Genomic DNA, 12,544 nt, shown 5'->3' on the forward strand with positions numbered 1-12,544 from the left:
AGCTTTCTTTTCAGCGAGTGCTTTTGCTTTCACTTCGTTGATTTTCTTTTCTGCTTCCAGACGTGCTTTAGCTTCAGCTTTCTTAGCTTCGTCTTGTTTAGCTTTCAAAGTAGCCAAACCTGACTGTTTGTTGTTTTTCCAAGCTTCGAATTTAGCTTCTGCTTCTGCTTCTCCGAATGCGCCTTTTGCTACACCGCCCAGAAGATGTTTCTTCATGTAAACTCCTTCACGAGAAAGGATGTTACGTACAGTGTCACTTGGTTGTGCACCTTTCAGTACCCATGCCAATGCAGCGTCGAAATTCAAATCTACTGTAGCAGGATTGGTGTTAGGGTTGTAAGTACCAATCTTCTCAATAAATTTACCATCACGTGGTGCTCTGCTGTCTGCAATTACAATTGAATAGAACGCGTAACTTTTACGTCCGTGTCTTTGCAATCTGATTCTAGTTGCCATTTTAAATAATTGTTTTTAATGATTGATTTGAATTATGCTATTATCTCGTAATAGCGGGCACAAAGATACGGCTTTTCTTTTGATTGACAAACATTTTGCATCTTTTTTACGAATACCGTTTCGGATAGCGGAACAAGATTGCCAGTAAGGCGCATGCTCCCATTGTAAACGGATAATAGAGATTGCCGATGATACTGATGGGGGAGATACTGGCGAGTCCCGCTGCAATCAGCATCTGCGCTCCGTATGGAATAATTCCTTGTATCAGGCAGGAGAAAGTATCGAGGATACTGGCTGTTTTTCTTCGGTCGAGATGGAATTTCACGGCAATATCTTTGGCAATCGGTCCTGTTGTAATAATGGCAATCGTGTTGTTGGCAGTACATAAGTTGGCGATACTTACCAGGGCTGCGATGCTTAGTTCGGCTCCTCTTTTACCATTGACGTGGCGGGTGAGTTTTTGGATAATGAAATCGATACCGCCGTTATAACGGATTGTTTCGAGCATCCCTCCGGCTAGCAGAGTGATAATAATCAGTTCTCCCATTCCTGTAATTCCTGTTCCCATGGCACCAAACCAGTCGAAGATCCCGAAGCTGCCGGTCGCGATGCCAATGATGCCACTTGTTAATATACCTATTATGAGTACGAGCATCACGCTCATTCCGGCAATGGCTGTTCCTAATACTATTATATAAGGTATAACTTTGATCCATTCGATGGTCTGTGTTTGGGTGGGGGCTGTAATGGATAGTCCTTGAAATATGTAAATTCCCAACACAATGATGGCTGCCGGGACGACAATCATAGAATTTACACGGAATTTATCGCGCATTACACATTCCTGGGTTTTTGTCGAAGCGATGGTGGTGTCGGAGATAAAAGATAAGTTGTCTCCGAAAAAAGAACCGCCTACTACGACGGCTACCATAAAGGGGAGAGCTATTTCTGTTTTTTCTGCCAGTCCTACGGCAACGGGAGTAAGGGCGACAATAGTTCCCACACTGGTTCCGATGGATAAAGAGATGAAACAGGCGGCAATAAAAATGCCTGCCAGCAATAAATTATCCGGAAGAATATGCAGTGTCAGATTGACGGTGGCATCGATTGCACCCATTTGCTTTGCGCTTTGGGCAAAAGCTCCGGCAAGGATGAATATCCATATCATCAGGAGGATATTCTTATTGGCAGCTCCTACCGAGAATTGATAGATACGCTGGTCCAGTTTCAAGCCGCGTGTAATGGCGATGGCATAACAGGAAGAGACGAGGAAAGCCACTGTGATAGGTACTTTATAAAAGTCGTTGACGAGGATAGAAGTTACCAGGTAGAGGCAAAGGAATACGAGTAACGGGCTCAATGCCCACCAGTTTCCGGGACGGTCTTTATGTATTTTTTCTTCAGTCATAAATGGACGTTGGGTATTTGTTTTATTCTAAAATCAAAATAGCGATGCAAAAGTAGTGTTTTTCACAGGAAGTGGCAAAAAGGAAGTCGAAAGAAGGCATTATTTCATTGATCTTTCTATAGATGAGGGGGACACTCCATAGAAAAAAGTATAACCTGTTCCTACTATTGATAAGTAGGGCAGGCTCTTTTTATTATTTCTTATTGATTTAAGCGCAAGGGATGTGTGAACCAGAAACGGCTGCCGACTCCTATTTCGGATTCGGCACCGATAGTGCCGCCAAGATGTTCGATGATACTTCTGCAAATAGATAAACCTAAGCCCGTGCCTTTTGAAAAAGAGTTGAGTTTTACAAATCGGTCGAACACCTGATCTACTTTATCGGGCGCAATCCCCATACCTGTGTCTGTGACAGCGAATTCTATCTCATTACTTTCTGCTTTATGGCGATATTCCAACATAATCTGCCCTTCATTCGTAAATTTGAGAGCATTATTTATGAAATTGGTAATAACCTGCATTAAACGCTTTTTGTCTGTGTAAATATAATATTCAGGTAAATCCGGAGCCAGCAAAACGGGTACGGGTTTATCTTCTTTTATATCATAATTGCGCATTATATCTTCGCAGAAGCTCTTGATATCCAGGTGATCCATGGTGAAGTCGAGTGTTCCGGCTTCTATTTTCGATAAATCGAGAATATCGGAAATCAACTGCAAAAGAAGTTCTGTGTTTTCCTGCATAATGTCAACATAATCCTGACGTTCTTTTTTGTCATCCGATTCAATCAACAGACTTGCAAAACCAACAATCGCATTTAACGGAGTACGGATTTCGTGACTCATATTAGCGAGAAAGGCTGATTTTAAGCGGTCCAGATTTTCAGCTTTTTCTTTGGCTACTCTTAGTTCTTCTTCAATCGTTTTTTGATGGTTGATATCGACACTGGTTATAACGTGCGCTATCTGTCCGTCAATCCAGGCAAATGCTGCGCTGAATACCCGGAACCAACATTTGTCAAACGGGCGTTGGTAGTCCCAGGAGTAGACTTTGGTAGGTTGTCCGTTTTCATCAATCAAATGTTTTTTAGGGCAAAACTCACATTCTCCGGTTTTATCTTTATAAAGAGCCTGCCAGCATTTTTTTCCTTCAAAATGTTCGATACCTCCGTAAGGAGCGGCCATAGATTCATTGGCATATAGCATATCATGAGAATCAAAAGAGTTCACATAAATGTCAACTCCCATATTATTCATGATGCTGCTTAATGTCTTGCTTGCCCGCACTTCTCTTTCTTTATATTCCCGCACTGCTATTTCCTTGGAGAGGGAGCCTAAAATGAGATGAATCACTTGAAGTTCTTCGTCGGTGAAGGATATTGCATGTTCTCTGTCTCCAAATCCGATGAATCCGATAATTTTCCCTTCGGAGTCTTGAATTTGCCGGATTAGTAATGAGTCGACTTTATAAAAATCCACGATGTCTACATCATTCCAAGAAGTATTTTGGTTTCTGCAAGCATAAAAAGGTTTGTTCTTTCCATTTATGCGCGCAGCATGTTGATTGGTCATTTCGCTGATTTCAAAACGTTGTCGCAGGATGTTGTCGCTATTTCCGACAGTTTCCTTTAGGTAAAAGTAGCGAAATCCATCAGTTTGATAAATGAATCCTCTTTTAAAACCGTAGTATTCGCAAATATCCGTAAGTGATTCTGTGATTTTGTTTTCAATAGATTCACAGCCATTCAATCTTTCTAAAAAATGAAGTAAAAATGCATTGTAATTTTCTTTCTCTCTGGTCATATTGTTTTAGGCATCTTTAGTTAGATAAACTCAAAATGAGTATGCTGTTCATCTCTTTCAAATCTTCAAGCTGCTAATATACGGACTTTTTAAGAATGAAGAATACTGTTTTTGTTTTTTCGTAATGTTCCGTTTTTCTTTATTTTAGTACGGAAAGAGAATAGGATAGAGAGGATATATTTTTTATGGGTGTATGGATGTTGTATGTTTGTTGAAAATTATTAAAGTTGGAAGTGTAGTTGTGTTGTTGCTCTGATGATCTATAAATGCCTGATTAATAGAATGATATATTTGTTATTTTTCCTTTTAAACCAATAAGTCGTTCCTTTAAAAGAAACGACTTGTTGCACACCGAGAAACGCATCGTTTCTTTTAAAGGAACATACCTTTCCATCTTGAGATGTGTAGATTTATGTTACAGTGTTTATATTTATTGTTTTGTATCTACACTGTAGGCATTATTTTAATGCTTCAATTATGTGTGGTAACATTGTCCAAATGGTATTTTCATCTTGAGCGGTGAAGAAGTTACCATCTATCTCTGATTTCTCATCGGTAGCTGTTCCGTTTTGAATAGCTGGCTTGGCTAATGGGTGAACTGCTACTTTTTTTCCTTTGGTTATACCGGTAAAGTCAAACATCATTGCACCGGCACAATGTCCGATCATAATTTTCCCTTTATCCCCGAACGTTTTAATGACTTGCATCAAATCTACATTATAAGGCTTATCGGCATTCTGCTGAAATACAGGCACTGCATCGCCACAAGAGAAAACGAGTGCGTCAAACTCATCTTCGTGTCCCTTCAAATTAGCAATCACATCATCTACTGTCAGGCTGATTCCTGAATTTGTTTTAATCTCTTTCGTATCCGATACGGCAAATACTTTATATGAAATGCCATTCTCGAAAAATGCTTCTAAATATTGGAATAATCCACAACCATTTACCGGATTCACTGCTAAAACTGCAACTTTCTTTGCCATAATCATAATTATTTAAATGAAACAATAGTTATTATTAGTAAGTTTATTACTTTTGTGATGCAAATGTATCTTTCTTTGTGGAGAAATGCAATAACGTACTTGAAAATAAGGAAGTTACATAGAGGTAACTATTGCTGAAACTCAATAAAATACAAAACGTTAAAGAATGAAAAACTTTCATCCGACGGGGAATTGTCCGATAAGAGATGTGCTTAGCCGCTTGGGAGATAAGTGGTCGATGTTGGTGCTTATTACGCTGAACGCAAATGGAACTATGCGTTTTAGTGATATTCATAAAACGATAGAAGATGTCTCTCAAAGAATGTTGACTGTTACATTGCGTACTTTGGAATCAGATGGATTGGTTGAACGGAAAGTATATGCTGAAGTACCTCCCCGTGTGGAGTATTGCTTGACAGATACAGGAGGTACATTGATTCCTCATATTGAAGGACTGGTGGGATGGGCCTTGGAGAATATGGATACTATTTTGGACCATAGACAAATGAATCAGCAACATTAATGACAACGACAGAAATGAATGAGATAGAGACTGAACTGATTATGCTCGGAACGGGTAATGCTACTGTAACCAAATGCTATAATACTTGTTTTATCCTTAAAACGAAAGAGACAGTGCTGTTGGTTGATGCAGGGGGTGGAAATGGAATTTTAAATCAGTTGGAAAAAGTGGATGTGCCTATTGACAGTATACATGATATGTTTGTGACGCATGCTCATACCGATCATATACTGGGAGCTGTCTGGATGATACGTATCATTGCGCAGCGGGCATCCAATGGACACTATTCCGGTAGTTTTCGTGTGTATGGACACGATAAAGTATTGATGGTGCTGGATCAAATATGCCGCATGACGCTTCCTGTTTCGGTTATAGGAGCTATCAATAAGTATGTTGAGTTCTGTGAAGTCAAACATGGTGATACTCTCCGGCTCGGAGACTTGAATGTACAATGTTTCGACATTGCCTCCACTAAAGAAAAACAATTTGGCTTCCGGGCATTATTGCCTGATGGAAAGTCTCTGGCTTGTTTGGGAGATGAACCATATAATGAGCAAAACCGTGCGTATGCTGAAGGAGTAGACTGGTTATTGTGTGAAGCATTCTGTTTATATGCGGACCGTGAACGTTTTAAACCTTATGAAAAACATCATAGTACGGCACAGGATGCAGGCAGGCTGGCACAACAATTGGGAGTAAAGAATTTATTGTTATATCACACGGAGGATAAGACGTTGGACACTCGCAAGAAGTCTTATACGGAAGAAGCATCCCAGGAGTTTTCCGGGATGGTGTATGTACCTGATGATTTGGAGAAAATATTTCTTTAAAGGGGAGTTCTTGATATGAGTGTTAGGGTAATTATTATTGTGTTATTCATTCTCTGACTTGTTTGAAAGGATGTACTTGTTTTTTCGTGTAAAAGCGTCGCCTTTTTAATACATGGAAAATGCCTAAAACACTCATAACAAGTCCTGTTATATAATGAAACACTCCCATAGGTGTATTACTACCCTCTATACCTACTAATAACCATACTCCTGTAACAGTTATAAAAATTAGAATGAGTGATAAAACAAGGACGGGTTTGCTTTTTTTTCTGACTCCTCTACTTTTCAAACTCTTGTACCAGCCCCAATGAGTGATAATATGTACTATTCCGAAAGTGGAGAACATAAATCCGACGATGGTATGGAATACAGCCCAGCTATGCCATACTTCGTGATTACTGCCGTGTCCGGTGATGTGCAATTCAAAACCTGTGTAGATTGTCAGGATGAATAGGGGGACTAATAATAAGTCCGTCAAATAAATAACTTTCTTTTTATTCATAATCTCTTTTTGACTGCAAAATTACGTCAAGGCATGAGACCGGAAAATGGAGAAAGCAAGGTAAAGATAGTACTATTCGTGGTATTTTTTTCGGTGTGAGGTGGGATTCATACCAGTTACTTTGGTGAATAGTTTTGAAAAATAAGCATAGTCATTATATCCGAGTGCAAAAGCAATTTCTTTTACGTTCATATCTGTGTAATAAAGCAAACGCTTGGCTTCAAGGATGATTTCTTTTTGAATATATTCACTGACACTTATACCTGTTGTACTTTTCACTGCTTCATTTAAATAAACAGTTGAAATGTTGAGTAGTGCAGCATATTCTTGTGGACGTTTTAAAGAGCGGAAATGAGTAGCTAATAATGTTTTGAATTGTATTGTAATAGTTGCGTAACGTTTGTTGGATGCGAGTGATGTGCTACATTGTACAATTTCGGCAATCATTCCGATACACGCTGATACAAGTGCGTGGATAATTTTCTGCGAACTGCCGGAGGCGATGTTTTGCAAGCGGCGTTGTAATGTGGAAAGGCATGCTGTTAAATCCTGGGCTACTTCGCTCGGGAGGGGATATGCTGTTTGCCCATACAGAAGACCTTCGAGCGTATTTCTATATTCATTTGAAATAAGTGAATCATCAACGGCCAGAAACCAACCTCGTACGTGTTCTGTTTTGCCGGCGATGTGTACTTGCCCGGGTAGGACGCATCCCACTGCTGCGCCGATAATCTGATATTCTTCGAAATCAATAAAAGTGGAACTAACGCCGCTTTCCTGAAAAAGAAAGATGTAATAATCGTCGCGATGTGGATGGGGGATTACTGCGAATTCTTCATCCATTGTTATATGTCGCAAAATGATTCCGGTCTGTAATTTTTCGGAACTCTTATTCAAAGGTATTTTTTTCATTAAATAGGATTGCTTTTGCTTTTGATTCTTCATACTGCAAAGATATATTTATTATATAGTATTTTTATTCGGAAGGTCGTCTTTTAAGAATAAACTTTTAATGAGAGATCTTTTTGAGATGTATTTCCGGAAAGCTGTTTATTCGGAGAAAGTTTATATCTTTGCAATAAACTATTTTATAGGTTGTTGATAAACAAATATAACGGTACAGGTCAATGACTTCCACACCATTCAATATCTAAAAATATGGAGATAAAACTAGTAACTTCAGATAAAAAAGAATTCCTTGATTTATTACTCTTGGCTGATGAACAAGAAAGTATGATTGACCGATATCTGGAACGCGGTGATATGTTTGTTCTTTATGATGACGGGCTGAAAGCTCTTTGTGTGGTGACACGTGAGGGGGAAGGTGTTTATGAAATCAAGAATATAGCTACTGTTCCTTTCTTCCAACGACAGGGGTACGGAAAACGTTTAATAGAGTTTTTATTTGAATATTATCAGGGGAAGTGCTCTGAAATGTTGGTGGGCACAGGAGATGTACCTTCTTCCAGATCATTCTATGAACATTGTGGTTTTGCGATTTCTCACCGGATAAAGAATTTTTTTACTGACAACTACGATCATCCGATGTATGAGGATGGTGTGCAGTTGGTGGATATGATATATTTGAAGAAAACATTTTAGTGTGTAGTGAGTGAAGGAAGTTCAATCGTTTGGATGGAATGAAGGATTTTGTTCGTTTATGTTACTGTATGAATGAACGGTTTATTTATAGCCTCCTATTGTATGAAACCGTGTTTCTCAATTTTTACAATTAAGGACTACGTCCTTAATAAACGTACTTTCTGTTTATAATAAACTTTTTGATAGTTTATTATAAACGGTATCAGAGTTTATTAAAAACTATTTTGAGCATTTTTAGAGATTCTATAGAATGGATTAAGTAAAAATATAAACAAAATAGGGCAATGATCGTTAGATCATTGCCCTATGATATATCTGTACTAATACTGAAATGTATCAGTTTAAAGGCTTTTTATGTCTCTATTTTTCTTATATTTTTCATTCCTCTTATTGCTTTTGTTTCCTCAAAGATACAAAATAAAAAGCCATTTGTCAAGTGTTTCAGAAGAAAAGCCGATTATTCATTAAACCAGTCTATTTTCTTTGAAAAATACATCACTATTGCCAGAATGATAAACAGTCCTAAGCTGCCTGCCAATAATGCGAAAGTCTCCAGTTGGATAAGCACAAAGATATAAATATAGAGTATAGCCAACAAACCGGACATGATTAATGACGGTTTCTTTTTCTTGGTGATTCCGAACATATATCCGCCTACCAGTATAATAGTCAGTGCAGAAGATAACAAATAGGCCGGGTTGAAGCCGACGTGTTCGGAGAAGGAGAGGAGCAGGCTGTAGAATAGACAGAGAGCCAGTCCTACCAATAAATACTGCAAGGCATGAATGCGGGTCTTGTTCATGATTTCAGTGAAGAAGATAACTCCGAAAGTCAGTAAGATAATCAGAATAGCATACTTTGCGGAACGCATAGACTGTTGGTACTGTTCCACCGGAATTTTGAAGTTCACACCGAAACTGGAACTCTCAATATCCTTGATATTTGAGGTGTTGAAGTCAACCATTACTTGTGAGTAATTCCGGTTTAAGTTTAAAACTTGCCATTGTGCGGAAAATTCCTTCTCCGTAATATTCCGGTTGTTAGGCAGATAGTTCCCGGTGAAGCTCGGTGTATTCCAGTTGGCTTTCAGATCTACACGGGTTGTTTTACCCAATGGAATAAAGTTGAGTGACTGTGAACCTTTCAGTTTGATTTTTATTTCATAAGGCAGTTTTTTATTCTGCTTCAACTCCGACAAATTAGCGATCGCATGAACTCCGGTGTTAGCTATTCCTCTGTTGTCCATACCCGGCTCGAATATATAAACAGAATCTCCCAAGGTGATGCTGATTTGTTCGCTGATACCCCGCATATCGGTCAGGTTCAAGCAAATAGCTGCCCTGTCAAACTGCAACTGGTCCATGTCTATTCTGCTCTTTTTCAATTCTTCCGAACTGAATGAACCTTTCAATGTCAGTTCCGATTGATATACATTGACCTCATAGATACTTCTTTTCAGGATTTCAGTCTTCAGTTGTCCGTTGACCATAAGCTCGTCAGGAAAAAGTATCAGGTCTTTGATGGAAACCTTCTTCTCGCCGTTGTTTTCAGTGACAACCGGATACTGGAGATTCAGGTAAGGGCCAGTGATGGTCTGTGCAAGGCTCCATTTTTCGCTTACCTCGTCGATAGCTTCTTCCTGGGTTCGTCCCCGTTCGGAAATAAGATTCTCAATCATAAACATGGGTATCATCAGGAGAAGGATTAATAATCCGATGATGACAACCTTGATTGTTTTGGAGAAACGGTGGAGGCATCCCATAGGTTGCTGCGCCTGTTGTTCATTTGAATTTTCATTGAAAGCGTCCATAAGCCAGTAGTGTTTTGATAAATTATTTATTTTGATTTTAGAAATTTCTCTAAGGCTTCAATATGCGATTTGAAAGCTTCTCTGCCTTGCGGGGTTGCCTGAAAAACAGTCCGTGGCTTTCGTCCGACAAAACTTTTGTTGCATACGATATATCCCAGTTCTTCCAGGGCACGGGTATGGCTGGCAAGATTGCCGTCGGTCAGAGAGAGCTGTTCTTTCAGAAAATTGAAATCAGCTTCCTCATTTACCATCAGAATAGCCATGATGCCCAGTCGGACCTTGCTTTCGAATGCTTTATTAATATATTGGAATGCTTCTATCATTTATGATCTCTTTCTTTCGTAGTGTAAATAGAACAATATACCATAGAGGATATGGAAACCGCCGAAACCGATGGTCCAAAACAATAATGAATGACCTTCCCAAAAACAGTCTACGACGCCCAAACAGATGAAAGCATAACCTAACCATACGATGCTGGAATAAGTAAACTTGGAAACGTTGACTAGTGCCAGCCCATAAAATAGAAGCATGACAGAAGCCAGAATGTCATAATACTCGTGCATAAGGATGGAAATACATAAAACACCTCCGGTCAGCATCGGAAGAGAGAAATTCCACAATGCCCGGTAAGTGAGGCGGCTGAAAAATTTTTGCCCTGTCTTCTTGGATTTGTAATAGGACAGGATGCAAGCAGTGACCGCAGCAGCTACCAATACGAGCGAGGCTATTATAGCCATCAATTCAAGGGCAACAATTAAATGAGTGCCCGGTGTAATAACTTGTGTGGCGATATATGCGCCAACTAATGCGTAAATGCCCGCCATGATTGCAGCGAGACCACTTAGAGAGATAAACTTTGAGGATTTTTCCATCAACTCTTTTATCTCATTTACAGATTCTAATGCTTTATCTTTATTCATATAAAAAGTACTTTGTAGTGCAAAGTAAAATAAAAGATTTCAGATGAACAAACTTTTTGCTTGAATATTTTGATAATAAAGAGTTCAGTGGTATGATGAGGCTTTGATATGGTATTATACAAAAAAAGAATTGCTGTCCCGTTCAACTTCTTGTTGAGTAGGGGATAGCAATTCTATGGTGTTAATGATGTGCCTTTTAACTTCGTATAAGTTACTGTATCAAAAAAAAGAACAATTTACAAGGTTACACCTGTTTTAAAGATAGCAATTTCGCGATAGCCTTTCTTTTCGTTGTTTACGAATTCACCGCTTGCCACTTTGATGATATAATCAATGAAACGTTCACAAGTCTTTTCCATCGGTTCGTTTTCTACAATTACACCAGCATTGAAGTCAATCCATCCCGGTTTGTTTTTAGCCAGCGTCGAGTTGGTGGAAATCTTCATGGTTGGAACAAAAGTACCGAAAGGAGTACCACGTCCGGTGGTGAAAAGTACCATGTGACATCCGCTTGCAGCAAGGGTGGTGGCTGCAACCAGGTCATTGCCCGGAGCAGAAAGCAGATTAAGACCTTTTTTCTGTAAACGTTCGCCGTAAGGCATCACGCCGGATACATAGCTCTTTCCGCACTTTTGGGTGCATCCCAGTGCTTTTTCTTCCAGAGTAGAGATACCGCCGGCTTTGTTTCCCGGAGAAGGATTTTCGCCGACAGGCTCTCCGTGTGACAGGAAGTATTCTTTGAAGTCATTAATCAGATGGACGGTCTGTTCAAACAGTTCCTCGTTTTTGCAACGGTTCATTAGGATGGTTTCTGCACCGAACATTTCCGGTACTTCGGTCAATACGCTTGTACCTCCCTGTGCAATCAGGAAATCGGAGAACATACCCAATAACGGGTTTGCCGTAATGCCGGAGAAACCATCGGAACCACCGCATTTCAATCCCACACGCAGTTCGGACAAAGGAACATCGGTGCGTTCGTCTTTAGAAGCCTTTGCATATAAATCACGTAGGATTTCCATTCCTTCTTCATATTCGTCACCTACTTTTTGAGTAACCATGAACTTCACGCGATCTTCATCAAACTCGCCCAGGAACTCACGGAATACGTCCGGCTGGTTGTTTTCGCATCCCAAGCCTACTACCAATACAGCACCCGCATTGGGGTGAAGCACCATGTCACGAAGAATCTTTTTCGTATTTTCGTGATCGTCACCAAGTTGTGAGCACCCGTAGTTGTGTGGGAAAGCGACAATGGCATCCACTCCTTTGCCTTCGGTTTCGCGACGCAGGCCTTCAGCCAGTTGACCGATGATACCGTTTACGCAACCTACCGTCGGGATAATCCATATTTCGTTTCTTACCCCTACATCACCGTTTTTGCGACGATAACCTTTGAATGTAAGATCTTTATGAGGAATATCCAAAGAAACCTGAATCGGGTTGTAAGTGTAATCCAACAATCCGGCGAGGTTGGTTTTGATGTTCGTTTCGTTCATCCAGTCACCCTGTTTCTTAGCCATTCGTGCATGTCCGATAGGATAACCGTACTTGATTACATTTTCGCCTTCAGCAAAATTCTTCAATGCGAATTTATGTCCGGCGGGAATGTCTTCGTTCAATGTAATTTCAATGCCATCTACAGAAAGATGCTCTCCTGCCGGGAGGTTAACAATGGCAACGGCAACGTTGTCGGCAGGAT

The 12,544-nt window shown here is 39.8% G+C and carries 13 protein-coding genes; 3 read left to right on the top strand and 10 right to left on the bottom strand.

What is annotated here, in order from left to right:
- From ACT8YW_RS18565 to ACT8YW_RS18580, 4 genes are all read right to left on the bottom strand, one after another.
- Positions 1–456 (bottom strand): 30S ribosomal protein S16 (locus tag ACT8YW_RS18565; protein ID WP_444106691.1); only part of this gene is annotated, 456 nt, incomplete at its 3' end.
- A gap of 106 nt (positions 457–562) precedes the next feature.
- Positions 563–1,864 carry a Na+/H+ antiporter NhaC family protein gene (locus tag ACT8YW_RS18570; protein WP_444106693.1) on the bottom strand — a complete coding sequence of 434 codons (1,302 nt, stop codon included), beginning with the start codon at positions 1,862–1,864 and terminating at the stop codon, positions 563–565.
- A 200-nt stretch (positions 1,865–2,064) separates the two neighbouring features.
- Positions 2,065–3,666 (bottom strand): sensor histidine kinase, encoded by a 1,602-nt coding sequence (locus ACT8YW_RS18575; protein WP_087318829.1) that lies wholly within the window; start codon positions 3,664–3,666, stop codon positions 2,065–2,067.
- A 458-nt stretch (positions 3,667–4,124) separates the two neighbouring features.
- A complete protein-coding gene (locus tag ACT8YW_RS18580) occupies positions 4,125–4,652 on the bottom strand; it encodes a DJ-1/PfpI family protein (protein WP_074708345.1) in 528 nt (175 codons plus the stop codon).
- A 166-nt stretch (positions 4,653–4,818) separates the two neighbouring features.
- On the opposite strand from ACT8YW_RS18580, the gene ACT8YW_RS18585 reads away from it, so the two are divergent.
- Positions 4,819–5,175, top strand: coding sequence for a winged helix-turn-helix transcriptional regulator (locus tag ACT8YW_RS18585; protein WP_287631784.1), 357 nt, complete (start codon positions 4,819–4,821; stop codon positions 5,173–5,175).
- Positions 5,175–6,005, top strand: a complete 831-nt coding sequence (locus ACT8YW_RS18590; RefSeq protein WP_444106696.1) for an MBL fold metallo-hydrolase — start codon at positions 5,175–5,177, stop codon at positions 6,003–6,005. Before ACT8YW_RS18585 ends, ACT8YW_RS18590 begins: the two co-directional genes overlap by 1 nt.
- Positions 6,006–6,051: 46 nt before the next feature.
- Here ACT8YW_RS18590 and ACT8YW_RS18595 read toward each other — a convergent pair whose 3' ends face one another.
- Together ACT8YW_RS18595 and ACT8YW_RS18600 are read right to left on the bottom strand one after the other, a co-directional pair.
- A complete protein-coding gene (locus tag ACT8YW_RS18595) occupies positions 6,052–6,507 on the bottom strand; it encodes a DUF4405 domain-containing protein (protein ID WP_444106698.1) in 456 nt (151 codons plus the stop codon).
- Between the two features lie 72 nt (positions 6,508–6,579).
- Positions 6,580–7,419 carry a helix-turn-helix domain-containing protein gene (locus ACT8YW_RS18600; protein WP_444106700.1) on the bottom strand — a complete coding sequence of 280 codons (840 nt, stop codon included), beginning with the start codon at positions 7,417–7,419 and terminating at the stop codon, positions 6,580–6,582.
- 246 nt (positions 7,420–7,665) lie between these two features.
- On the opposite strand from ACT8YW_RS18600, the gene ACT8YW_RS18605 reads away from it, so the two are divergent.
- Positions 7,666–8,109 (top strand): GNAT family N-acetyltransferase, encoded by a 444-nt coding sequence (locus ACT8YW_RS18605; protein ID WP_008022934.1) that lies wholly within the window; start codon positions 7,666–7,668, stop codon positions 8,107–8,109.
- 457 nt (positions 8,110–8,566) lie between these two features.
- On the opposite strand, the gene creD is transcribed toward ACT8YW_RS18605, so the two are convergent.
- From creD to ACT8YW_RS18625, 4 genes are all read right to left on the bottom strand, one after another.
- On the bottom strand, positions 8,567–9,919 hold the full coding sequence (creD, locus tag ACT8YW_RS18610) for a cell envelope integrity protein CreD (protein ID WP_444106702.1): 1,353 nt from the start codon (positions 9,917–9,919) through the stop codon (positions 8,567–8,569).
- A 26-nt stretch (positions 9,920–9,945) separates the two neighbouring features.
- Complete coding sequence (locus tag ACT8YW_RS18615) at positions 9,946–10,242, bottom strand: winged helix-turn-helix domain-containing protein (RefSeq protein ID WP_004313179.1); 297 nt, start codon at positions 10,240–10,242, stop codon at positions 9,946–9,948.
- Positions 10,243–10,842: a hypothetical protein gene (locus tag ACT8YW_RS18620; RefSeq protein WP_008022928.1), complete on the bottom strand. Its 600-nt coding sequence runs from the start codon at positions 10,840–10,842 to the stop codon at positions 10,243–10,245.
- Positions 10,843–11,078: 236 nt separating this feature from the next.
- Positions 11,079–12,544, bottom strand: a 1,466-nt coding sequence (locus tag ACT8YW_RS18625) for a UxaA family hydrolase (RefSeq protein ID WP_444106705.1), incomplete at its 5' end; no start/stop codon positions are given.

This window comes from Bacteroides sp. (assembly GCF_052357945.1).
GTDB lineage: Bacteria > Bacteroidota > Bacteroidia > Bacteroidales > Bacteroidaceae > Bacteroides.